Genomic DNA, 21,508 nt, shown 5'->3' with positions numbered 1-21,508 from the left:
AAAGGGATACGCGCCTGCATCCCAGGTCGAAAGCAACGAAAGACGACAGTTCGATACGACAAGCGCCGTTACAAACGACGTAACCGCATTGAGATCATGTTCGGAAGACTGAAGGATTGGCGGCGCGCGGCAACCCGCTACGACAGGTGCCCCAAGGTCTTTCTGTCGGCAATCGCGTTGGCAGCCCTCGTCATATACTGGCTATGAGTCCTGAGCCTAGATGCCTATGGCCCGTTGAACAAAAGAAAACGCCCCGGAAACTCCGGGGCGTTTTGCTGTTCCGGCAGCGCAGGGGCGCTGCCCCTCTTGGCCTGTCGGCCAATTCACCCCGGGGTATTTCCGGCCAGATAGCGGCTTCAGGAGAAGGCCAGGCCCGCGCCACTTTCTGACTGCAAGTACCCCCGCCGGAGGCACGCGCCGCCAGGCGCGGTCAGCTCGCTTCCAGCGCCGCGACGATGGGCGAGAAATCCGCTGCCTTCAGGCTGGCACCGCCCACCAGCGCGCCGTCGACGTTGGAGACGGCGAAGATATCCGCAGCGTTGCCCGGCTTCACCGAGCCGCCGTATAGCAGGCGGATGGCATCGGCGGTCTCATGTCCGAGGCGCTCCGCCAGGGCGGCGCGCAGGGCGTCGTGGACCTCCGCTATTTCCCCCAGCGAGGCGACCTTGCCGGTGCCGATGGCCCAGACCGGTTCGTAGGCGATGACCAGGCTGGCGCCGATGACGCCCTCCGGCACCGAGCCTGCGAGCTGGCGCGTGACCACGGTCAAGGTTTCGCCCGCCTCGCGCTGCGCCAGCGTCTCGCCCAGGCAGACAATGGCGGTGAGGCCCGCGGCAATCGCAGCCTCAGCCTTGGCGCGCACCAAAGCGTCGCTTTCGCCATGGTCCGCGCGGCGCTCCGAATGGCCGAGGATCACTGAGGCGGCGCCGGCCTCTTTCAGCATCGCGGCGCTGATGTCGCCGGTATGGGCGCCGGAGAGCTTGGGGTGGCAGTCCTGGCCGCCGACGCTGAGCGCGCTGCCTTCGGCGGCCGCCATCGCACGCGACAAGAGCGTGGCGGGCGGGCAGATCAGCACCTCTGCGCCAGGCTGCGGGTGCTGCTCTGCCAGCGCCTTGAGCTCGGCGAGTTCCGCGCCGGTGCCGTTCATCTTCCAGTTGCCTGCTGCCAGTTTCCGCCGCATCTCCGCCTCCGCTTGTTGTGTCTGGTGGAGGTGGTAGCACTGCGTGCGGGTTCGCGCAATTCGCCACTGCCTGCGGGGGGGGAGAGGAGACGGCAGCATGAAAAGGGGCGGGGGTGATCCCCGCCCCGATCTCAGGTCCTTCCCCGGCGCGGTCCGCTCAGCTGCCGGGGACTTCCTTGAAGGAAATGGATTCGCCGCAGCCGCAGGCCTCGGCCACATTGGGGTTGTTGAACCTGAAGCCGCTTTCCAGCAGCGAGACCTCATAGTCGATCTCGGTGCCGAAGAGGAACATCTGCGCCATGGGCGCGATCAGCACGCGGGCGCCGTCCTGCTCCACCACCTCGTCGTTGGGCGCGGGCTCGTCGACATATTCCATGGTGTATTCCATGCCGGCGCAGCCGCCTTTCTTCACGCCGATGCGCAGCCCGGCATGGCCGTCCTTCTGCATCAGCTTGGCGATCTGTGCCGCCGCCTTGGGCGTTATGGTCACAGCCTGCTTGCCGGGAATTCCAAACATCCGGGTCTCCAAAAATTCGCGCGTTACAGTCAATCTAGGCGCGTACCCTCATCAGCTCAAGGGCGGCACGGCACGGAATGCGGCGCGCCGGGCTGTCCGGCCGCGCTGGTTCCGCACCGCGGCCGGGCCTCACATGAAGCCGAGTTCCAGCCGCGCCTCGTCCGACATCATCTCCATGCCCCAGGGCGGCTCCCAGGTCAGCTGGACGTCGACGCTTTTCACCCCCGGCACCGGCGAGACCGCATCGACGATCCAGCCCGGCATCTCGCCCGCCACCGGGCAGCCCGGCGCGGTCAGCGTCATGATGATCTTCACGTCGTTTTCTTCGTTGATGTCGATAGTGTAGATCAGCCCCAGCTCGTAGATATTGACCGGGATTTCAGGGTCGTACACGGAGCGGCAGGCATCCGCCACCGCGTCGTAGAGCGGGTGGCTGACGGTGGAGGGCGCAATCAGCGGCGTCCCTTCGAGCGGTTCGGAGGCGTTGGTCATATCGGTCCCAGTCTGGTTTCCCGACGGTTTATATAGGAAATCGGAGGGGCGGCGTCCAGTGGGGCTGCAGGCGGGAGGCGGCGGCGGCGAAGCAAATTGCGGCGTTAATCACTTTGGCGTGAGGTTTTCGCCCAGTGCCGGGCCCCGGGCTAGATATAGACGCCCCCCTGCCGCGGAGCCGGACCTTCCCGCGGTGTCAACCATTTGTGGCCGCCGTGCCAAAGGCCGCGGCCGGACGGGGGAACGCCATGCCTGCATTATCTGCCTGCCTCTGCGCCGCTGCCGGGCTGGTTCTGGCCGCGGCGGCGGCCAGCCGGGCGCAGGCACAGAGCTTCTGGGCGTTCCAGGTCACGCCGATGCTGGTGGCGCCCTCCGTGGAGGGGCGGACCGAGCTGGGCTGGGCAGGGGGAGACTTGTCGCTCAGGGCCGCCAATCCGCTGCGCAATCTGGATGCGGGCGGTATGCTCCAGTTCGAGGCCCGCCATGCCGGCGGGGCAGGGGTGATGCTGCGCTATGCGGTGCTGGATGCGGAACAGGATGCGGACAGCACCGCCGGGCCGTTGCAGGTCGCCTATGACCAGCGCATTGCGGAGGCGGCGGTCACCTACCGCTTCGGCAAGGACTGGGACCGGTTCGACGCCTATGCAGGGCTGCGCCATTGGGAGGTGGGGGTGGAGGCCGGCCCGGCGCGGCAGGCGGCCTCCTGGACCGAGCCGATGGCCGGGCTGCGCTGGCAGCGCCGCCTGTCGGAAGACTACAGCCTGTCGCTGGAGAGCGACATCGGCGGCTTCGGCGCCGGGTCGGACCTTAGCTGGTCGGTGATGGGCGGGCTGATCTACCACCGCTGGAAGCGCGCTTCGATCTACGTGATGTACCGCGGGCTGGGAGTGGATTTCGAACGCGGCAGCCCGGGCAGCGCCACTTACTTCCGCCACGACGCCACCACCCATAGCCTGCTGGCCGGGATCGGTTTCCGATTCTGACCAGCGCCGCGCGTGATGGCCGCTGCGGAGGGGCAGAATGCGGTGCGGCGGTCAGTCGTTGATGTCGCGATCGAAGGTCTTCACTTGGCCTTTGGGCGCCGCAAACAGCCGCCGCAGGATCAGCCATGCGGCCAGTGACAGCGCGGCAAAGATCAAAATCAGAAGCGGCAGGCTCCAGCCGCTGGTGAAGACCAGCAGCAGCCCGGTCCCGGCGGCGCCGATGGCAAAACCGAGGAAGATGAACCCCGGCACCAGCACCTCCAGAATGGCCAGCAGCAGGGCGGCGGCGCACCACACCCACCACAGGGCCCAGATGGGCGCCGCGCTCATCCCTTTGCGCCTTTCAGCAGCTTGAAGGCATCCCCAAAGGCTTCCAGCGCGTGGGCGGGCACCAGGATGGTCTGCTTGCCCTCGCCGGCGCCCAGCGCGTTCAGCGCCTCCACCTGTTTCAGGGCGACCTGATACTGCGCTGCCTCCAGCCCGTTTTCGCGGATCGCCTTGGCAACGACGCTGGTGGCATAGGCCTCCGCATCGGCCTGGATGCGGCGGGCCTTGGCGGTCTGTTCGGCGGCGTAAAGCTCGGCGTCGGCGGCCAGTTCCACCGCGCGCTTCTGGCCTTCCGCCTTGGTCACCTCGGCGCGTCGCGCGCGTTCCGCGTTCAGCTGCTGCAGCATCGCATCCCGCGTCGCCTGGTCGAGGTTCACGTCGAGGATCTCGGCCCGGGTCACTTCTATCCCCCAGTCATCCACCGCGCTTTCGACGCTGGTCTGGATCTGGGCAATCAGCTGGGCGCGGTTCGACTGCACCTCGTCGAGGTCCATCTTGCCGATCTCGGCACGCACGATGCCCGCCACCGTGGTGGCAATGGCGCCGTCCACATCGCGGATCCGGTAGACGGTCTTCTCCGGCTCCAGGATGCGGTAGAACACCGAGGTGTCGATCTGCACCAGCACATTGTCGCGGGTGATCGCGTCCTGGGTGGCGTTCGGGAGCTGGCGCTCCAGGATCGAGATCTTGTGGCGCACCACATCCAGAAACGGCACGATGAAGTTGATGCCAGGCCCCAGCACCGAATGCAGCCGCCCGAAGCGCTCCACCACGAATTTCTGCGACTGCGGCACGATGCGGATGCCCTTCAGCACCACGATGATCAGCAGAAGTGCGCCCAGCAGGAACAGAAGATTGCCGGACAGCAGGCCGAGCAGGTCGTCTTCGGTCATGAATATTCTTTCTGTTTCAAATCCCTGCGCGCAGGATCATGCGCGCGCGCAGGGAAGGTCAAGCAAAACCGCGGATCAGGAGCTGCAAGAGCAGGCGCGGCGGCCTCAGCCGCGGGGCGGTTTGCGCCGCAGGGGAGTGGGGCGGACACGGTCCTCGATCTCATCGTAGATCAGCCCGGCGATGTTCTTCTTTGCGGTCTTCTCGATCCCCTCCAGCCCGGGGGAGGAGTTCACTTCCAGCACCTTGGGCCCGGTTTCCGAGCGCAACAGGTCCACCCCCGCCACGCCGAGGCCAAAAGCCTTGGCGGCGCGTACTGCGGTGGCGCGCTCCTCCCTGTTGATGCGCACCATCTCGGCGCTGCCGCCCAGATGCAGGTTGGAGCGGAAATCGCCCTCCGCGCCCGAGCGCTTCATCGCCGCCACCACCTTGGAGCCGACCACGAAGCAGCGGATATCCTCGCCCGCGGCCTCCTTTACGAATTGCTGCACCAGGAAGTTCGCCTTCAGCCCGCGGAAGGCGGTGATCACCGATTCCGCCGCCTTGCGGGTCTCGGCCAGCACCACGCCTTTGCCTTGCGTGCTTTCCAGCAGCTTCACGATCAGGGGCGCGCCGCCCACGATGTCGATCAGGCTGCGGGTGTCCTTGGGGGAGGCGGCAAAGGCGGTGGCGGGCATGCCGATCTTCTGCCGCGCCAGCATCTGGTGGGCATGCAGCTTGTCACGGCTCGCCGTGATGCCGGCGCTGCCGTTGACGCAATAGGTGTGCAGCGCCTCGAACTGGCGCAGCAGCGCGGTGCCGTATTGCGTGACCGATGGGCCGATGCGCGGGATCACCGCGTCATAGCGGGGCAGGCGCTTGCCGTCATAATGGATCTCCGGCGCCAGCGCGTTGATCGCCATGTAGCAGCGGGTGGTGTCGATCACCTCCACCGTATGGCCGCGCTTCTCGCCCTCCTCGACCAGGCGGCGGGTGGAATAGCTGCTCTCGCGGCTGAGCACGGCAATGCGCAGCACCCGCTTCGGCGCCACCCGGCGGATGTCGGCGGAGGCGTAGACGGAATAGTCGAGTTCCGGCTGGCACATCCGTTCCGAGGGCGCCACCGTCACGTTTTCGGCCAGCGCCTGGCGGCCCAGCAGCATGTGCTTCGCCATGCCGCGCCGGTCGGTCAGGGTCAGCTCCACCGGCCAGGACTGCCCCGCCACCTCCAGCGCGGTCCGGATCACAAACCGCATCTCGCTCTCGCCGTTCGAAGACGTCACCTCGCGCCGGTCCGAGATCAGTGCCGAACAGGGGATCTCCAGGTCGTACTGGCCGGGAATGGGGTGCACCATGAAGCGCACCCGGGGCGCGCCGGCGGGGCCGAAGGTCTCGATCTCGGTGGCATGCAGCGCCGAGGTGCGCGCGCCGGTGTCGACCTTGGCGCGCAGCGCGGGCAGGCCTAGATCGGGCAGGCTGATCCATTCCTCCCAGCCCAGTGTCAACTGCGGCGCCAGCAGCGGCGCCGGTTGCGTTGGCTGGTCATCGGTGGACATGCGCATGGCTCCTTGGCATTAGGGGGAATCACGCCCCCGAGGGTACAGAAGAAACGCAGGAACACGAGATGGCAGAGCTTTTCAACTTTGAAATGAAGGCCCGGGACGGCAAGGCGCGCACCGGCGTCATCCACACGCCGCGCGGCGAGATCCGCACCCCTGCCTTCATGCCCGTGGGCACCGCCGCCACCGTGAAGGCGATGATGCCCGAAAGCGTGCGCGCCACCGGGGCGGACATCCTTCTGGGCAACACTTACCACCTGATGCTGCGCCCCACGGCCGAGCGCATTGACCGGCTGGGGGGCTTGCACAAGTTCATGAACTGGGAGCGGCCGATCCTGACGGATTCGGGCGGGTTTCAGGTGATGTCGCTCGCGGGGCTGAGGAAGCTCACCGAGAAGGGCGTGACCTTCAAGAGCCACATCGACGGCTCCCGGCATGAGCTGACGCCGGAGCGGTCGATGGAGATCCAGCGGCTCCTGGGCTCCGACATCGTGATGTGTTTCGACGAATGCCCGGCGCTGCCTGCCGACCGCGACCGCATCGCAAGCTCCATGCGCCTGTCGATGCGCTGGGCCGAGCGCTCGCGCGAGGCGTTTGGCGACCGGCCGGGCCACGCGCTCTTCGGCATCCAGCAGGGCGGGCTGGAGAAGGATTTCCGCGAGGAAAGCGCCGAGGCGCTCACCAAGATCGGCTTTGACGGCTACGCCGTCGGCGGCCTGGCTGTGGGCGAGGGGCAGGAGGCGATGTTCGGCTGCCTCGACTTCGCGCCGGACATGCTGCCCGAGGACAAGCCGCGCTACCTCATGGGCGTGGGCAAGCCCGACGACATCGTCGGCGCCGTCGCGCGCGGCATCGACATGATGGACTGCGTGCTGCCCTCGCGGTCGGGGCGCACCGGCCAGGCCTTCACCCGCTACGGCGTCGTGAACATTAAGAACGCCCGCCACCAGGACGATCCGCGCCCGCTGGACGAGCATTGCAGCTGCCCGGCTTGCGCCAGCTATTCCCGCGCCTACCTGCACCACGTGTTCCGCTCGAACGAGATGATCTCGGGCATGCTGCTGACCTGGCACAACCTGCACTACTTCCAGGAGATCATGGCAGGCATGCGCGATACGATCGCGGCCGGCACCTTCGACGCCTGGCGGAAGGACTTCCACGGCATGCGCGCGCAGGGGGATATCGAGCGGTTGTGAACCCGCGCACCGCCCCGGCAGGGGACGTCAAGCTTGGCGGAACGGCGCCTGCGAACACTCACTGTGCGCAGACGGGCAGCTTCCCTGCCGGCCCGCCGCTTGAAAGAGCAAGGCAGAATGCTCAGGTCCTCCCGGCAACGTTCCCGTTGCTGGACACTTAGACCGGAGGATACCTGTCGTGAGCCAAGATCTGTTTTCTGCCTACTCAGCCGGCGCCCTTGACCTGAAGAACCGGGTCGTGATGGCGCCGCTGACCCGCAACCGTGCCGATGACAAGACCGGCGAAGTGCTGGACCGTCACGTCGAATACTACGCCCAGCGGGCCGGGGCCGGCCTGATCATCACTGAGGGCACCCAGATCAGCCCCGAGGGCAAGGGTTACATCCAGACCCCCGGCATCCACACGCCCGAACAGGCCGCGGCCTGGCGCAAGGTAACCGATGCGGTCCACGCCAAGGGCGGCAAGATCGCCGTGCAGCTCTGGCACGTCGGCCGCATCACCCATGACTCGCTCTTGCCCGAAGGCGTGCCGGCCGTCGCCCCCGTGGCCGAAGCCGCCGAGGCGCAGACCTTCACCCGCAACGGCTTCGAGCCGACCGCAACGCCGAAAGCGATGACGGTGGAGGACATCCAGCGCCTGGTGCGCGACTACGTGCATGCCGCCGAATACGCCAAGGAAGCGGGCTTTGACGGGATCGAGCTGCACAGCGCCAACGGCTACCTGCTGGAGCAGTTCCTGAAGGATGGCGTCAACACCCGCACCGATGCCTACGGCGGCTCCGCCGAAAACCGCGCCCGCATCCTGTTCGAGGTGCTGGACGGGCTCACCAGCGTGTGGGATGCGGGCCGCATCGGCGTCCGCCTGTCGCCGTTCTCAACCTTCAACGGCGTCTCCGACAGCGACCCGGTGGGCCATTACACGCCCATCATCGAGCGGCTGAACGGCTATGGGCTCGCCTATCTGCACATGGTCGAGGGCGAGGCGGGCAGCCCGCGCGCGGGCGATTATGAAACCCTGCGCAAGCTCTTCACCGGCCCCTACATGGCCAACAACGGCTACGACCGCGGCGACGCGATGGCGCGGGTTGCCTCAGGCGAAGCGGACATGGTCGCCTTCGGCCGTCCCTTCATCGCCAACCCGGATCTGGTCACGCGGCTGGAAGCCGATGCCCCCCTGAACGAGGGCAACCCGGACACCTACTACGGCGGCGGCGATGAGGGCTTCATCGACTACCCGACGCTGGAACAGGCCCGCGCTGCCTGACCGGGGCAAGCGTCGGAAGACACAGACCTCTGCCGGGGGGCTCAGCGCCCCGGCAGTCAAGCGCCGGGGCCGCCCCCAGCGGCGTTAGCGCTTCGCTCACCCTTTGCCCAATTGCGGCTTGTGGTCCGGGCTTGCTGAGGGCAAGGTGACACCCAGCCTTGACGAGCAGCGGTTGAAATGCTGCCGCCGCTGCACCAAGTAAAGACAGCTAATGAGGAGACGGGCTAAAGCTGCCGAAGACCGGGGCCGGGCCGTCTTGCCTAACCAAAGGACCGAGCATGCAAGAGCCACTCAATTCCTCCTACCCCGTACTGCCGCTGCGCGACATCGTGGTCTTCCCCCACATGATCGTGCCGCTGTTCGTGGGCCGGGACAAATCGGTGCGCGCCTTGGAAGAGGTGATGGCCGATGACAAGCAGATCCTCTTGTCGAGCCAGATCGACCCCTCGGAGGACGATCCCGAATCCGATGGCATCTACCGCACCGGCGTGCTGGCCAATGTGCTGCAGCTGCTGAAACTGCCCGACGGCACCGTGAAGGTGCTGGTCGAAGGCCACGTGCGCGTGAAGATCACCGAGTTTCTTGAAAACGACAGTTTCTTCGAGGCCCGCGCCGAATATCTCGCGGAGATGCCCGGTGACGTCACCACCACGGAGGCGCTGGTGCGCACCGTGGGCGACGAATTCGAGCGTTACGCCAAGGTGCGCAAGAACATCCCCGAGGAAGCCCTTGCCGCCGCCGGTGAAACCACCGAGCCGGCCAAGCTTGCCGATCTGGTCGCAGGCCACCTCGGCATCGAGGTCGACCGCAAGCAGGAATTGCTGGAAACCCTCTCGGTCAGCGAGCGGCTGGAGAAGGTCTATGCCCTGATGCAGGGCGAGATGTCGGTCCTGCAGGTCGAGAAGAAGATCAAGACCCGCGTCAAAAGCCAGATGGAGAAGACCCAGCGCGAGTACTACCTGAATGAGCAGATGAAGGCCATTCAGAAGGAGCTGGGCGACGGCGAGGAAGGCGCAGGCGAAATCGCCGAGCTGGAAGAGAAGATCGCCGAGACCAAGCTCTCCAAGGAGGCGCGCGAGAAGGCCGAGGCGGAGCTGAAGAAGCTCAAGAACATGTCGCCGATGTCGGCGGAGGCCACCGTGGTGCGCAACTACCTCGACTGGATCCTGTCGATCCCGTGGGGCACCAAGTCGCGCGTGAAGAAGGACCTGAACAAGGCGCAGGAGATCCTCGACGAAGATCACTACGGCTTGGAAAAGGTCAAGGAACGCATCGTCGAATACCTCGCCGTGCAGCAGCGTTCGGCCAAGCTGAAGGGGCCGATCCTCTGCCTCGTCGGCCCTCCGGGCGTGGGTAAGACCTCGCTGGGCAAATCGGTTGCCAAGGCCACCGGGCGCGAGTTCATCCGCATCTCGCTTGGCGGCGTGCGCGACGAGTCCGAGATCCGCGGCCACCGCCGCACCTACATCGGCTCGATGCCCGGCAAGATCATCCAGGCGCTGAAAAAGGCGAAAACCACCAACCCGCTGATCCTGCTCGATGAGATTGACAAGATGGGCCAGGACTTCCGCGGCGACCCGGCAAGCGCGATGCTGGAAGTGCTGGATCCGGAACAGAACAACACCTTCATGGACCACTATCTTGAGGTGGAATACGACCTCTCGAACGTGATGTTCCTGACCACCTCGAACAGCTACAACATGCCGGGCCCGCTGCTGGACCGGATGGAGATCATCCCGCTGTCCGGCTACACCGAGGACGAAAAGCGCGAGATCGCGCGCCGTCACTTGGTGGCCAAGCAGGTCAAGAACCACGGGCTGAAATCCAAGGAGTTCGAGCTCACCGACGAGGCGCTGACCGCGATGATCCGCACCTATACCCGCGAGGCGGGGGTGCGGAACCTGGAGCGCGAGATCGCCAAGGTGGCGCGGAAGTCGCTGACCAAGATCGTCAAGAAGGAGGCCGAGCATGTCACCGTGACGCCCGGCAACCTCGACGATTTCCTCGGCGTGCCCAAGTTCCGCTTCGGCCTCGCCGAGAAGGAAGATCAGGTCGGCGTGGTCACGGGCCTTGCCTATACCTCCGTCGGCGGCGAGCTGCTGTCGATCGAAGCCTTGCGCCTGCCCGGCAAGGGCCGGATGAAGACCACCGGCAAGCTCGGCGACGTGATGAAGGAATCGATCGAGGCGGCGTCGAGCTACGTGCGCTCGATTTCTCCCAAGCTGGGCATCAAGCCGCCGCGCTTTGACCGCTTGGATATCCACGTGCACGTCCCCGAGGGCGCAACTCCCAAGGACGGTCCCTCGGCGGGTCTGGCCATGGTGACCTCGATTGTCTCGGTGCTGACCCAGATCCCGGTGCGCAAGGATATTGCCATGACCGGCGAGGTCACCCTGCGCGGCAACGCGCTGGCGATCGGCGGATTGAAGGAGAAGCTGCTGGCCGCGCTGCGCGGCGGCGTCAAGACGGTGCTGATCCCGCAGGAAAACGAAAAGGACCTGCCGGACATCCCCGACAACGTGAAGGAGGGGCTGGAGATCATCCCCGTCTCCCACGTCTCCGAAGTCCTGAAACATGCGCTGGTCTCCGAGCCCACGCCCATCGAATGGGACGAAGAGGCCGAGGAAGCCGCTGCGGCCAAGAAGGCGGCCCTGGATGCCCCGGAAAGCGGCGCAAGCGCCACCGCGCATTGATCCCGCGCTGCCCCGGTTCTGCCGGGGCAGGCTGCTCGCTCAGGCAAGACAAAAGCCAGGCAAATCAAAAAAGGGCGGTCCCTCGCGGGCCGCCCGTATTTTTTTTGTTGTCTTCCGTTCTGGCCCTTCTTGCGGGGCATGTTTCCTTGGGATGGTGCCGGGGTGCGGTTGCCGCGCCCCGGCGCTCCCTGTGGATCTCTTGTAAGGCTCAGGCGGCCTTACCGGTCATTTCAGGCCGCCTTGTCGGCCATCTTGGCGCGCACTGTGTTGATGGCGACGGCATCGGGGCTGACGTTCTCGGCCTTTGCCTGACGCAGGATCGCCCCCATGGTGGCATCGAGCGCCGCCAGCTTGTCGGCGACAAAGCCCTTCTGGTCCGCAATCTTCAGGATCTCGGTTGCGACATTGATGATGCCGCCGCCATTGGCCACGAAATCGGGCGCATAGAGGATGCCGCGCTCATGCAAGGCCGCGCCGTCTTCCGCGGTGGCGAGCTGGTTGTTGGCGCCGCCTGCGACGATGTTCACCTTCAGCTGCGGGATGGTCCCGGCATTCAGGATGCCGCCAATCGCGCAAGGTGCGAAGATGTCGGCCTGAACGCCATAGATCTCGTCCAGCCCCGCCGGGCGGGCGCCGAATTCGGCCACGGCCCGCTCGACCCGGCCCGCGTCGATGTCGGTCACCACCAGCTTGGCGCCGGCTTCATGCAGGAACTTGCACAGGTACCAGCCGACATTGCCCAGGCCCTGCACCGAAACGGTGACGCTGTCCAGGTCCGGGCTGCCGTGCTTGTGGGCCTGCGTGGTGCGGATCGCGTTAAAGATGCCGCGCGCGGTGACGGGGGAGGGGTCGCCGCTGGCAAATTCGCCATCCGGCAGACCGCCGACAAAACGGGTTTCCTCAGCCAGGGTCGCCATGTCTGCCGGGCTCATGCCCATGTCCTCGGCAGTGATGTAGCGCCCGTCAAGGCTCTCGATCGCGCGGGCAAAGGCGCGCAGCAGTTCGGGCGTCTTCAGCTTCGCGGGATCGCCGATGATCACCGCCTTACCGCCACCCAGGGGCAGGCCCGCGGCGGCGTTCTTGTAGGTCATCCCCTCGCTCAGCCGCTTGACGTCGGTCAGCGCGGCTTCTTCGTTCTCGTAGGGGCGCATCCGCAGCCCGCCGGCCGCCGGGCCAAGCTGGGTCGAATGGATGGCGATGAAACCGGTCAGCCCCACCTCGGGGTCTTCGACGCGGTAGATTTCCTCGTGGCTGGTAGAAGGCACAGCAGAGAGTGTCATCGGGAAAAGCTCCTCCTCAATTGACGCCATATTAGCGGCTGGCAGGCGCGGGTTTTCACCAAATGCAGCCCGCCCGCGTGACAGTTTTGGAGCTATCGGATAAATTGGGCGGGTCTTTTGGAGGAAATCCCTATGGATGCCATCGACCGCAAGATCGTGGCTGCACTGCAGCGCAACGGGCGGCTGAAAATTTCGGAGCTGTCCGAGCAGGTGGGCCTGTCGCCCACGCCCTGCGCGCGCCGGGTTGCCAACCTTGAGGACAGCGGCGTCATCAGCGGCTATTCGGCGCGGGTGGATCAGGCCAAGCTCGGGCTGCCGGTGACGATCTTTGTCGCGGTGGAGCTGGAGCGCCAGGCCTCCGAGGCGATCATCGCCTTTGAGAACGCCGTGCGCCAGTTCGACCAGGTTATGGAGTGCTACCTGATGACCGGCACCCGCGACATCCTCCTGCGGGTGGTGGCCGCGGATCTTACCGATTTCGACCGTTTTTTAGAGCAGCGGCTGATGCGGGTGCCGGGGATTCGCAACACCCGCTCCAGCTTCACCCTGCGCACGATGATCCGGCGCGACGCGCTGCCCGCGAGCTGACGCGCAGGCGCAAACCGGGACCCGAAAAATCCCTCTGCAGGGGCAAATTTCTTCGCAAATCCCTCTTGCAGACCCGATACACTCGCTGTAAACACCGGCCTCACGGGTGATTAGCTCAGTGGTAGAGCGCTTCGTTCACATCGAAGATGTCAGGAGTTCAAATCTCTTATCACCCACCATTATTTGAAGGGCGCTCCCCGCAAGGGTCGAGCGCCTTTTGCTTTTTCCGATCCTGCGGCGTTTGATCCGGGCTTGCGGCCTTCCGCTTGCCGCCCTCAGCCGCTACCACTTGAGCGGGCAAGGCAGGGAGGCCACATGCAATTTCCGAGAATCTGGCTGCTGCGGCACGGGCAGACCAAGTGGAACGCCGAGCGGCGTATTCAGGGCCAGCTGGAATCGGCCCTGAGCGATACAGGCATCATGCAGGCGCGGCATCAGGCCGGGCTGATGGCCGATGTCATGAAAGACAGTCCGCCCGCATTTGTCTCACCCCTGGGGCGGGCGCAGCAGACCGCGGACATCGCGCTAGGCGGCGCGCCCTTCACCACGGATCCCCGGCTGGCGGAGGCATTTGCCGGCGCGTTCCAAGGCATGACGCTGGAGGAGGTGGCGCAGGCGTACCCGGAGGTTCATTCCGCCAACCCGCAGCACCTCGACCTGTTCTGCGCCGCGCCGGGCGGCGAGGGTTTTGACAGCTTCCACGCCCGCATCCTCGATTTCATGACGTCGCTCACCGGGCCCTCGGTGGTGGTGGCGCATGGGCTCCTCGGCCAGGTGATGCGCGGCATCGCCTGCGGGCTGGACCGGGCACAGATGGCGGCGCTGCCGAACGGGCAGGGCTGCGTGTATGTGCTGGACGAGGGCGTGGAAACCGTGCTGCGCTAGGCGGGACGAGTGGGGTGCAAAAACTTGCGCTTTGCCCTTGCACATAGGGCGGGCTTTGGCTAAATCCGCCGTCACCGGGTGATTAGCTCAGTTGGTAGAGCGCTTCGTTTACACCGAAGATGTCGGGAGTTCGAGTCTCTCATCACCCACCATCCCCTCTCACACATGTTGACATCTGCAATGATCCTACCGGGCGCAGTACGCGTGCGGTTTTGGTAAAGATTGCAAGGACTTGCGAGGCGGAGCGGATTTTTTTCCGGGAAAGTTCACAAAAAGGGAAAACATCGCTTGACGATGCCCCGGGCCTGAGAATATTACAGCCCAACATTCAGCGGCGACGCTGGATGGGCAGCAAGCGGTTGTAGCTCAGTTGGTTAGAGTACCGGCCTGTCACGCCGGGGGTCGCGGGTTCGAGCCCCGTCAACCGCGCCACTGCTCCGCCCTGTCCTGGGGTCAAACAGGATCCGCTCCGGAGGGGACTTGGGCCGGAAACGGTCCTCCGCAAGGCGATAATGCGGTTGTAGCTCAGTTGGTTAGAGTACCGGCCTGTCACGCCGGGGGTCGCGGGTTCGAGCCCCGTCAACCGCGCCACTTTCGCCCGCTGCCCTGGCGTTCAGGGTCCGCCCCGGAGGGGACACAGACCTTCTGGAGACCCTCTGGACAGGTTCGCCGAAAGGCCCATGCGCGGTTGTAGCTCAGTTGGTTAGAGTACCGGCCTGTCACGCCGGGGGTCGCGGGTTCGAGCCCCGTCAACCGCGCCACTTTTCTCCCCAGTGTCAGATTGTGCGTGCCCCTTACTCCCGGGCCGCCTGCGGCGTTGCGGTGGGCACAGGGCCTGCGTCCGGCTTGGCGCAAATGCCAATCCATATGCGTTGCGGTGCGCCCGTCCGAGCCCTGCGCTTCGTGCCGGCCGGCAGGAGGGGCGGCATGCAGGATGCGCCGTGCATCAGGCCCGGCAGCCCGAGGGCGCGCCGGCGGCGCGGAGCATTTTTGCCCTGTCGCGGGGATCATGACTGGAGACTGCGCGGCTGTCCCTTCGGGGCGGGAGCGCCTGTCCGTGCCGCCTGCGCGGCCGGGACCCGGGGCGCAGACGCGTCCTCGCTGACTGCAGGCGGGGCCGCTACGCCAGCGGCGTATCCTGGCTGAAGCTGTTGATCCAGCCTTCGGTCCGCCGTTCCCAGAGCGAGGAGATCAGCATGGCCTTCCAGCCGGAGCTGCCTGCAGGCCGGCAGTCCGCCCGGTAACTCAGCAGCGCCGCCGCCGCGGTGATGCAGCGCAGCTGCGGCGCGCTCAGCCGGTATTCTGCCATCACCGGCCCGTCTTTCAGCTGACCGCAATGGCCTGCCTTGTCCGAAAACCCGCCGGGATAGACGCCGAGGAAATCCTCGGACAGCATCTGCCCGTCGGCCTGCGGATCGCCCGCGATCAGGGCCTGCCAGACCTTTTCCTCAAGCGCGAGGATTTCTTCCAGCAGGGGGCCGTTCGTCAACATCTCTGTAGTCATGGGATCAGACTGATGCAAAGCGGCCAGGCCCGCAAGCCGTGCGGCGGCCTCCGGCCCAGGCTACAGCGGCGGCGGCACTGGTTCCGCCTGGGTGTCGTGGCGCCATCCCGTCAGCTCGGACTCGATCCAGGATTTGGCCCGGTCCAGGTCCCCAGGCCGGCCTGCTTCCAGGAACCGCAGCAGGGCGCGGGCGCCGTGCTGATACCCGGCGCGATAGCTTTCCTCGGGGTCGGTCTGGACGCCCTCGAACCCGGGCGGGCGTTTGAACTTGCTGTGCGGCATGTCCTGTCTCCGGTGGTTGTGTACGGGCTGCTTCGATCGCCTGAAGTATCGGAAAATCAGACTAACCAACGGTTAACTTCATCCGCCAAACGCACCGGCCCGGCGCTGCCGCCGGGCCGGTTGTTTGCCTTTTCACGGATGCTTGGCAGTTACTCGCGGCTCAGCGCGTCCAAAACGCGGGCCCAGGAGCGGATGCCTTTGTGAAAGCTTTTGAGATCGTATTTCTCGTTCGGTGAATGGATCGCGTCATCCTCGTTGGCAAAGCCAATGAGCATCGCGTCCATGTCCAGCAGCGACTTGAAATAGCCTGCGATCGGGATCGAGCCGCCCATGCCGCAGAACACCGCCTCGCGCTGCCACTCGTCCGACAGTGCGCCGCGGGCGGCCTCGAATTCGGGGCGGGTGGTGTTCATCACCGCAGCGGGCGAGCCCTCCAGGTCGTTGTCCCAGCGCACCTTTGCGTCCGGAGACATGCGGTCTTCCACATGCCGGCGGATTTTTCCGCGCAGCGCCTCCGGGTCCATGTCGCCGACCAGGCGGCAGGTGAACTTGCAATGCGCCTCCGACGGGATCACGGTTTTGGAACCCGCCCCGTTGTAGCCGCCCCAGAGCCCGTTCACCTCCAGCGTCGGCCGGGCCCATTGCTGCTCCAGCGTGGAGTAACCCTTTTCGCCATGCGCCTGGGTGTAGCCCACCGAGTTCAGGTAGTCGGCCTCGTCAAAGCCGCAGCTCTGCCATTGGCGCAGCTGGTCTTCCGGCACCTCGTGAACGCCTTCATAGAACCCTTCCACCGCGACCCGGCCGGTCTCCTCGTCATAGAACGACGCGACAATCCGCGAGATTTCGCGCAGCGGGTTCAGGCCGGGCCCGCCGTAGTGGCCCGAATGCAGGTCGATGCGGGGGCCCACGATGGTGAACTCGTCCTTCAGCATGCCGCGCAGCTGCGAGGAGATCGACGGCACCCCGCGCGATACCATCGACGTGTCGCAGATCAGCGCGAGGTCGGCCTTCAGTTCTTCGGCATTGGCCTGCATGAAGGGGATCAGCGAGGGCGAGCCGGATTCCTCCTCGCCCTCGAAGAAGAAGGTGATGCGGCAGGGCAGGGCGCCGTTCACCGCCTTCCAGGCGCGGCAGGCCTCGACAAAGCTCATCAGCTGGCCCTTGTCGTCCGAGGCGCCGCGGCCGCGGATCACGGGCCCGTGCTCTGTCTCTTCCAGCTGCGGCTCGAATGGCGGCGTCTTCCACAGCTCCAGAGGGTCGACCGGCTGCACGTCGTAATGGCCGTAGAACAGCACGTGCGGCACCTCCGCGCCGTCTTCGCCGATATGGCCCACTACCATCGGATGGCCCGGAGTGGCGCGCTTTTCGGCCTTGATGCCGATCGCGTTCAGGTCCGCCACCAGCCAGCCCGCGGCGCGGTCGCAATCGGCTTTGAACGCGGGGTCGGTGGAGATCGAAGGGATGCGCAGCAGGTCCATCAGCCGCTCCGTCGCGGCGGTGAGATCGGCGTCGATCCGGTCCAGAACGTCATTCAGTGCCATCTGTGCATCTCCTGCTGTTGGGTCGTGGCGCCGCGGCCGCGTCGGTGCGGCGCGCGCGTTCGGCCGAGCCTAGCAGCGGGTTGCGGCAGGGGCCAGTGGCGCCGGGGCAGGGGCCGCAAGCGCATTTCCTCGCGCGCCGGTTTACGCTAAACTTGCCCTCCGGCCCGCCGCGGGCCGGCCTTGCGGTTCCTGCGGCGCTGCATTGATAAGATCCATTTGACCTGCATCAAAGTCGCGCACCCGCACTGCGGCGTATGCAGTTGAAGAAATGCGGCGTCTGGGATAATCATTCGCCGAAGTGAATGTGGCCGTATCCGTCGCGATCAGGCCGTGCCGTTTACACAGCCCCGCGCCTTCGGGCCGGACCTATGCTATGGAGAAGCCGGTGGACTATACCGCGAAACTGGACGCAGCGATCGGCCGTCTGCACGAGGAAGGCCGCTACCGCACCTTTATCGACATCGAGCGCAAGAAAGGCCAGTTCCCGCATGCAGTCTGGACCCGGCCCGACGGCAGCCAGCAGGACATCACCGTCTGGTGCGGCAACGACTACCTCGGCATGGGCCAGCACCCGGTGGTGCTCGACGCGATGCACGAGGCGATCGACGCCACCGGCGCAGGCTCCGGCGGCACCCGCAACATCTCCGGCACCACGGTCTACCACAAGCGGCTGGAGGCGGAGCTTGCCGATCTGCACGGCAAGGAGGCGTCGCTGCTGTTCACCTCCGCCTATATCGCCAATGACGCGACGCTCTCGACCCTGCCCAAGCTGTTCCCCGGTCTCATCATCTATTCCGACGCGCTGAACCATGCGTCGATGATCGAAGGCGTGCGCCGCAACGGCGGTGCCAAGCGCATCTTCCGCCACAACGACATCGGCCACCTGCGCGAGCTTTTGGAGGCGGACGATCCGGCCGCGCCCAAGCTCATCGCCTTTGAATCGGTCTATTCCATGGATGGCGATTTCGGCCCCATCGCCGAAATCTGCGACCTGGCCGAGGAATTCGGCGCGCTCACCTATATCGACGAGGTGCACGCGGTCGGCATGTACGGCCCCCGCGGCGGCGGCGTGACCGAGCGCGACCGGCTGGCCCACCGCATCGACATCATCAATGGCACGCTGGCCAAGGCCTATGGCGTGATGGGCGGCTATATCGCGGCTTCCGCCAAGATGGTGGACGCGATCCGCTCCTATGCGCCGGGCTTCATCTTCACCACCTCGCTGGCGCCCGCGGTGGCGGCCGGGGCAGCGGCCTCGGTTGCGCATCTGAAACAGGCGCAGGAGCTGCGCGACAAGCACCAGGACCAGGCCAAGGTCCTGAAGCTGCGGCTCAAGGGGCTTGGCCTGCCGATTATTGACCACGGCAGCCACATCGTGCCGGTGATCGTCGGCAATCCGGTGCATACAAAGGTGCTTTCCGACCACTTGCTGGAGGATTACGGCGTCTACGTGCAGCCGATCAATTTCCCCACCGTGCCCCGCGGCACCGAGCGCCTGCGTTTCACGCCTTCGCCGGTGCACGGGCCGACGGAAATTGACCATTTGGTTAGGGCAATGGACGCATTGTGGTCGCATTGTGCGCTGAATCGCGCCGAATTGGCCGGCTAACCTACTGATCGGTGTAAATTTCCGGTGAGTATGTTATTCTGCTGTCAATGAAAGAGTGCACTTGAGTCGCCATTTTGATTCTCGTGACACTCCCGGGCAGTTGCGGCAGGCATTGATGGGACAGCAGGCATGATCGGGCGCCTCACTCAGCGCAGACATAAGGGCAATGGCGTTTCGCCAGAGCCGAAAGGCTTCGACGACTTCGAACTCAGGCTGGGCGACGTGATGCGCGGGGAGCGGGCCACGATGGGCAAGTCGCTGCTCGACGTGCAGCGCGAATTGCGCATCAAGGCCTCCTATGTTGCCGCCATCGAAAACTGCGATCCCACTGCTTTTGACACTCCCGGCTTCATCGCGGGCTACGTGCGCTCCTACGCGCGCTACCTCGGCATGGATCCGGAGCAGGCCTTTGCCGGCTTCTGCCGCGAAAGCGGCTTCTCCGTCGCCCATGGCATGTCGGCCGAGGCTTCGGGCCGCAAGCAGGGCCCGGCGCCGGTGGCCAGCGGCCGCGGCCTCGGCGGCGAGGCTTTCACCGCCCCCAACACCCCCTTCGTGCCCGTGCCAAGCGGCTTTCTCAGCCAGATCGAACCGCGCGCCATCGGCTCGCTGATGGTGCTGGCGGCGCTGATCGGCGGCATTGGTTATGGCGGCTGGGCGGTGCTGAAGGAAGTGCAGCAGGTGCAATTCGCGCCGGTCGAACAGACTCCCGCGGTGCTTGCCGATCTCGACCCGCTGGCTGGGGCTGCGCCGGGTGCCGAAGGCGCGAACGCGCAGGACCCGGCGGCCGAGGCGCTCGACCGGCTCTACCGCCCGCAGGCGCTGGAGGTGCCGGTGCTCGCCGCCCGCGATGCGCCCATCGCCACCATCGATCCGGCCTCGCTCGGCAATTTCATAGCGCCCGCCGCGCCCAGCGTGATGCTCGCCGAGGCCAGCCTGCCGCATGAGACAGGCCTCAAGACAGGCCGGGACACAGGGACGGAGCAGGGTCCGCCGATGCCGCAGGTCGTGGCCGAGGTGGCCCCCAGCGTCGAAATGGTCGCGGTGCGCCCGTCCTGGGTGCAGGTCACCGCGGCGGACGGCAGCGTCATCTTTGAGACCATCATGGATGCAGGCCAGCGCTTTACCATCCCGCTTTCCGAGGGCGCCCCCAAGCTGCGCACCGGGGAAAGCAGCGCCATCTACTTCGCCGTCAACGGGGAGCATTTCGGCCCGGTTGGCAAGCGTGGCGCGGTCACCAAGAACATCGAGCTGTCACAGGAGGCGATTACGGACCGCTTCCAGCTCGCCGACCTGCAGGACAGCCGCAACCAGGCGCTGGCCACGCTGGTCGCCCAGCTGCAGACGGAGCCGCCGGCCGAGTGATCCCCGGACGCGGCGCAGCCCTGCGGCCGCAATTCAAACCGCCATTGCGGCTCGGAATGCCGCCCCCCCCATTGCAGCACGGCTCCGCAGCACGTATCTAGCGGGCAACCAGGATCAGCCGGGACACGCAAGCCGATGAACCATATCCGCCCCTGGCGCCATATCGAGCGCCGCAAGAGCCGTCAGATCCACGTCGGCAATGTGCCGGTCGGCGGCGACGCGCCGATTGCGGTGCAGACCATGACCAACACGCTCACCACTGATGTCGCTGCCACGGTCGCCCAGGTCCAGGCCGTGGCAGAAGCCGGCGCCGATCTGGTCCGCATCTCGGTCCCGGACGAGGCCTCGGCCAAGGCGCTGAAGGAGATCGTGCGCGAAAGTCCGGTGCCGATCGTCGCCGACATCCACTTCCACTACAAACGCGGCATCGAGGCCGCCGAGGCGGGTGCTGCCTGCTTGCGCATCAACCCGGGCAACATCGGCGACGAGAAGCGCGTGGCCGAGGTGATCCGGGCCGCGCGGGACCACAATTGCGCGATCCGTATCGGGGTGAACGCAGGGTCGCTGGAAAAGCACCTGCTGGAAAAATACGGCGAGCCCTGCCCGGAAGCGATGGTGGAGAGCGGCCTCGACCACATCCGCATCCTGCAGGACCACGACTTCCACAACTTCAAGATCTCGGTGAAGGCCTCCGACGTCTTCATGTCCGCCGCCGCCTATCAGCAGCTGGCCGACGCCACCGACGCGCCGATCCACCTCGGCATCACCGAGGCGGGCGGGCTGATGTCCGGCACCATTAAATCCGCTATTGGCCTCGGCCAGCTCCTCTGGATGGGCATCGGCGACACGTTGCGCGTCAGCCTCTCCGCCGACCCGGTGGAGGAGGTGAAGGTGGGCTTCGAGATCCTCAAGTCCCTCGGCCTGCGCCACCGCGGCGTCAACATCATCTCCTGCCCCTCTTGCGCGCGCCAGGGCTTCGACGTGATCACGACGGTGGAGGCGCTGGAGGGCCGGCTCGCCCATATCCACACGCCCATGAGCCTCTCGATCATCGGCTGCGTGGTGAACGGCCCGGGCGAGGCGCTGATGACCGACGTCGGCTTCACCGGCGGCGGCGCGGGGTCCGGCATGGTCTACCTGGCGGGCAAGGCGAGCCACAAGATGTCCAACGGACAGATGATCGACCACATCGTCGAGGAGGTCGAAAAGAAGGCCGCCGAAATCGACGCGGCCGAGGCGGGGAAAGCGGCAGAGTAGCCCGAGCCGAGGCAGCCCGGGCAGTTTCACCCGGAAAGCGGCCAGGCTTCCCGGCCGGTCCCCGATCTGTGTCCGCCCGCCGCAAACAGGCGCCGGGTTGTCACCTTGGCAATTTACTC

At 65.9% G+C, this 21,508-nt stretch carries 20 protein-coding genes and 5 tRNA genes; 15 read left to right on the top strand and 10 right to left on the bottom strand.

The features are described from left to right. Positions 1–207: transposase (locus tag ACOHX0_RS14560; RefSeq protein ID WP_420677671.1), on the top strand; the 207-nt coding region annotated here is incomplete at its 5' end. A 223-nt stretch (positions 208–430) separates the two neighbouring features. Here the strand turns inward: ACOHX0_RS14560 and tpiA are convergent. The 3 genes from tpiA to ACOHX0_RS14545 form a co-directional block, all read right to left on the bottom strand. Further along, entirely contained in the window at positions 431–1,180 is a 750-nt protein-coding gene (gene tpiA, locus ACOHX0_RS14555) for a triose-phosphate isomerase (RefSeq protein ID WP_420677670.1), read from the bottom strand. Positions 1,181–1,337: 157 nt separating this feature from the next. Beyond that, the gene (locus tag ACOHX0_RS14550) at positions 1,338–1,697 is read right to left on the bottom strand and encodes a HesB/IscA family protein (RefSeq protein WP_420677668.1); all 360 of its coding nucleotides are present in this window, start codon (positions 1,695–1,697) and stop codon (positions 1,338–1,340) included. Between the two features lie 129 nt (positions 1,698–1,826). Then, complete coding sequence (locus ACOHX0_RS14545) at positions 1,827–2,189, bottom strand: SUF system Fe-S cluster assembly protein (protein ID WP_420677667.1); 363 nt, start codon at positions 2,187–2,189, stop codon at positions 1,827–1,829. Between the two features lie 248 nt (positions 2,190–2,437). On the opposite strand from ACOHX0_RS14545, the gene ACOHX0_RS14540 reads away from it, so the two are divergent. After that, positions 2,438–3,172, top strand: coding sequence for a hypothetical protein (locus ACOHX0_RS14540; RefSeq protein WP_420677666.1), 735 nt, complete (start codon positions 2,438–2,440; stop codon positions 3,170–3,172). Positions 3,173–3,223: 51 nt separating this feature from the next. Here the strand turns inward: ACOHX0_RS14540 and ACOHX0_RS14535 are convergent, their stop codons facing one another. The 3 genes from ACOHX0_RS14535 to rimK form a co-directional block, all read right to left on the bottom strand. Continuing rightward, the gene (locus ACOHX0_RS14535; protein ID WP_420677665.1) at positions 3,224–3,502 is read right to left on the bottom strand and encodes an NfeD family protein; all 279 of its coding nucleotides are present in this window, start codon (positions 3,500–3,502) and stop codon (positions 3,224–3,226) included. Beyond that, the gene (locus ACOHX0_RS14530; protein ID WP_420677664.1) at positions 3,499–4,392 is read right to left on the bottom strand and encodes an SPFH domain-containing protein; all 894 of its coding nucleotides are present in this window, start codon (positions 4,390–4,392) and stop codon (positions 3,499–3,501) included. The genes ACOHX0_RS14535 and ACOHX0_RS14530 overlap by 4 nt, the downstream gene beginning before the upstream one ends. Positions 4,393–4,497: 105 nt before the next feature. Continuing rightward, complete coding sequence (rimK, locus tag ACOHX0_RS14525; RefSeq protein WP_420677663.1) at positions 4,498–5,925, bottom strand: 30S ribosomal protein S6--L-glutamate ligase; 1,428 nt, start codon at positions 5,923–5,925, stop codon at positions 4,498–4,500. Between the two features lie 68 nt (positions 5,926–5,993). Between rimK and tgt the strand changes: the two genes are divergently transcribed. The 3 genes from tgt to lon all read left to right on the top strand — a co-directional run bounded on the left by tgt (position 5,994) and on the right by lon (position 11,081). Further along, complete coding sequence (tgt, locus tag ACOHX0_RS14520; protein ID WP_420677662.1) at positions 5,994–7,124, top strand: tRNA guanosine(34) transglycosylase Tgt; 1,131 nt, start codon at positions 5,994–5,996, stop codon at positions 7,122–7,124. Positions 7,125–7,302: 178 nt separating this feature from the next. Further along, positions 7,303–8,388, top strand: coding sequence for an alkene reductase (locus tag ACOHX0_RS14515; protein WP_420677661.1), 1,086 nt, complete (start codon positions 7,303–7,305; stop codon positions 8,386–8,388). A 278-nt stretch (positions 8,389–8,666) separates the two neighbouring features. Next, entirely contained in the window at positions 8,667–11,081 is a 2,415-nt protein-coding gene (gene lon / locus ACOHX0_RS14510; RefSeq protein ID WP_420677660.1) for an endopeptidase La, read from the top strand. Between the two features lie 230 nt (positions 11,082–11,311). Here lon and ACOHX0_RS14505 read toward each other — a convergent pair whose 3' ends face one another. Beyond that, complete coding sequence (locus ACOHX0_RS14505; RefSeq protein ID WP_420677659.1) at positions 11,312–12,361, bottom strand: Glu/Leu/Phe/Val family dehydrogenase; 1,050 nt, start codon at positions 12,359–12,361, stop codon at positions 11,312–11,314. Between the two features lie 132 nt (positions 12,362–12,493). Between ACOHX0_RS14505 and ACOHX0_RS14500 the strand changes: the two genes are divergently transcribed. The 7 genes from ACOHX0_RS14500 to ACOHX0_RS14470 all read left to right on the top strand — a co-directional run bounded on the left by ACOHX0_RS14500 (position 12,494) and on the right by ACOHX0_RS14470 (position 14,595). Further along, entirely contained in the window at positions 12,494–12,949 is a 456-nt protein-coding gene (locus ACOHX0_RS14500; RefSeq protein ID WP_420677658.1) for an Lrp/AsnC family transcriptional regulator, read from the top strand. Positions 12,950–13,053: 104 nt separating this feature from the next. After that, positions 13,054–13,128: transfer RNA gene (locus tag ACOHX0_RS14495), tRNA-Val, on the top strand. A gap of 136 nt (positions 13,129–13,264) precedes the next feature. Beyond that, positions 13,265–13,834, top strand: coding sequence for a histidine phosphatase family protein (locus ACOHX0_RS14490; RefSeq protein ID WP_420677656.1), 570 nt, complete (start codon positions 13,265–13,267; stop codon positions 13,832–13,834). A 76-nt stretch (positions 13,835–13,910) separates the two neighbouring features. Beyond that, positions 13,911–13,986 (top strand) — tRNA-Val (locus ACOHX0_RS14485). 203 nt (positions 13,987–14,189) lie between these two features. Next, positions 14,190–14,266: transfer RNA gene (locus ACOHX0_RS14480), tRNA-Asp, on the top strand. 82 nt (positions 14,267–14,348) lie between these two features. Next, positions 14,349–14,425 (top strand) — tRNA-Asp (locus ACOHX0_RS14475). Positions 14,426–14,518: 93 nt separating this feature from the next. Continuing rightward, positions 14,519–14,595: transfer RNA gene (locus tag ACOHX0_RS14470), tRNA-Asp, on the top strand. 359 nt (positions 14,596–14,954) lie between these two features. On the opposite strand, the gene ACOHX0_RS14465 is transcribed toward ACOHX0_RS14470, so the two are convergent. The 3 genes from ACOHX0_RS14465 to ACOHX0_RS14455 all read right to left on the bottom strand — a co-directional run bounded on the left by ACOHX0_RS14465 (position 14,955) and on the right by ACOHX0_RS14455 (position 17,161). Then, the gene (locus tag ACOHX0_RS14465; RefSeq protein ID WP_420677655.1) at positions 14,955–15,338 is read right to left on the bottom strand and encodes a DUF4440 domain-containing protein; all 384 of its coding nucleotides are present in this window, start codon (positions 15,336–15,338) and stop codon (positions 14,955–14,957) included. Between the two features lie 60 nt (positions 15,339–15,398). Continuing rightward, positions 15,399–15,620, bottom strand: coding sequence for a hypothetical protein (locus ACOHX0_RS14460; RefSeq protein WP_420677654.1), 222 nt, complete (start codon positions 15,618–15,620; stop codon positions 15,399–15,401). A gap of 149 nt (positions 15,621–15,769) precedes the next feature. Then, a complete protein-coding gene (locus ACOHX0_RS14455) occupies positions 15,770–17,161 on the bottom strand; it encodes a M20/M25/M40 family metallo-hydrolase (protein ID WP_420677653.1) in 1,392 nt (463 codons plus the stop codon). Between the two features lie 373 nt (positions 17,162–17,534). Between ACOHX0_RS14455 and hemA the strand changes: the two genes are divergently transcribed. The 3 genes from hemA (at position 17,535) to ispG (ending at position 21,389) form a co-directional block, all read left to right on the top strand. Continuing rightward, complete coding sequence (gene hemA, locus ACOHX0_RS14450) at positions 17,535–18,770, top strand: 5-aminolevulinate synthase (RefSeq protein ID WP_420677652.1); 1,236 nt, start codon at positions 17,535–17,537, stop codon at positions 18,768–18,770. A 129-nt stretch (positions 18,771–18,899) separates the two neighbouring features. Further along, a complete protein-coding gene (locus ACOHX0_RS14445) occupies positions 18,900–20,132 on the top strand; it encodes a helix-turn-helix domain-containing protein (protein WP_420677650.1) in 1,233 nt (410 codons plus the stop codon). Between the two features lie 135 nt (positions 20,133–20,267). Continuing rightward, positions 20,268–21,389, top strand: a complete 1,122-nt coding sequence (ispG, locus tag ACOHX0_RS14440; protein ID WP_420677649.1) for a flavodoxin-dependent (E)-4-hydroxy-3-methylbut-2-enyl-diphosphate synthase — start codon at positions 20,268–20,270, stop codon at positions 21,387–21,389. Positions 21,390–21,508 lie beyond the last annotated feature (119 nt).

This window comes from Cribrihabitans pelagius (assembly GCF_048820915.1).
In the GTDB taxonomy this organism is placed as follows: domain Bacteria; phylum Pseudomonadota; class Alphaproteobacteria; order Rhodobacterales; family Rhodobacteraceae; genus Cribrihabitans_A; species Cribrihabitans_A pelagius.
This window is presented reverse-complemented; position numbering and strand designations above follow the sequence as displayed.

What these genes read in the sequence shown, in the direction of transcription:
- ACOHX0_RS14535 (WP_420677665.1), bottom strand. Translation starts at nt 3,502, where the DNA reads ATGAGCGCGGCGCCCATCTGGGCCCTGTGGTGGGTGTGGTGCGCCGCC.
- ACOHX0_RS14500 (WP_420677658.1), top strand. Translation starts at nt 12,494, where the DNA reads ATGGATGCCATCGACCGCAAGATCGTGGCTGCACTGCAGCGCAACGGG.
- ispG (WP_420677649.1), top strand. Translation starts at nt 20,268, where the DNA reads ATGAACCATATCCGCCCCTGGCGCCATATCGAGCGCCGCAAGAGCCGT.
- ACOHX0_RS14545 (WP_420677667.1), bottom strand. Translation starts at nt 2,189, where the DNA reads ATGACCAACGCCTCCGAACCGCTCGAAGGGACGCCGCTGATTGCGCCC.
- tpiA (WP_420677670.1), bottom strand. Translation starts at nt 1,180, where the DNA reads ATGCGGCGGAAACTGGCAGCAGGCAACTGGAAGATGAACGGCACCGGC.
- ACOHX0_RS14465 (WP_420677655.1), bottom strand. Translation starts at nt 15,338, where the DNA reads ATGACTACAGAGATGTTGACGAACGGCCCCCTGCTGGAAGAAATCCTC.
- ACOHX0_RS14540 (WP_420677666.1), top strand. Translation starts at nt 2,438, where the DNA reads ATGCCTGCATTATCTGCCTGCCTCTGCGCCGCTGCCGGGCTGGTTCTG.
- rimK (WP_420677663.1), bottom strand. Translation starts at nt 5,925, where the DNA reads ATGTCCACCGATGACCAGCCAACGCAACCGGCGCCGCTGCTGGCGCCG.
- hemA (WP_420677652.1), top strand. Translation starts at nt 17,535, where the DNA reads ATGGAGAAGCCGGTGGACTATACCGCGAAACTGGACGCAGCGATCGGC.
- ACOHX0_RS14490 (WP_420677656.1), top strand. Translation starts at nt 13,265, where the DNA reads ATGCAATTTCCGAGAATCTGGCTGCTGCGGCACGGGCAGACCAAGTGG.
- ACOHX0_RS14530 (WP_420677664.1), bottom strand. Translation starts at nt 4,392, where the DNA reads ATGACCGAAGACGACCTGCTCGGCCTGCTGTCCGGCAATCTTCTGTTC.
- ACOHX0_RS14455 (WP_420677653.1), bottom strand. Translation starts at nt 17,161, where the DNA reads ATGGCACTGAATGACGTTCTGGACCGGATCGACGCCGATCTCACCGCC.
- lon (WP_420677660.1), top strand. Translation starts at nt 8,667, where the DNA reads ATGCAAGAGCCACTCAATTCCTCCTACCCCGTACTGCCGCTGCGCGAC.
- ACOHX0_RS14550 (WP_420677668.1), bottom strand. Translation starts at nt 1,697, where the DNA reads ATGTTTGGAATTCCCGGCAAGCAGGCTGTGACCATAACGCCCAAGGCG.
- ACOHX0_RS14505 (WP_420677659.1), bottom strand. Translation starts at nt 12,361, where the DNA reads ATGACACTCTCTGCTGTGCCTTCTACCAGCCACGAGGAAATCTACCGC.
- ACOHX0_RS14460 (WP_420677654.1), bottom strand. Translation starts at nt 15,620, where the DNA reads ATGCCGCACAGCAAGTTCAAACGCCCGCCCGGGTTCGAGGGCGTCCAG.
- tgt (WP_420677662.1), top strand. Translation starts at nt 5,994, where the DNA reads ATGGCAGAGCTTTTCAACTTTGAAATGAAGGCCCGGGACGGCAAGGCG.
- ACOHX0_RS14445 (WP_420677650.1), top strand. Translation starts at nt 18,900, where the DNA reads ATGATCGGGCGCCTCACTCAGCGCAGACATAAGGGCAATGGCGTTTCG.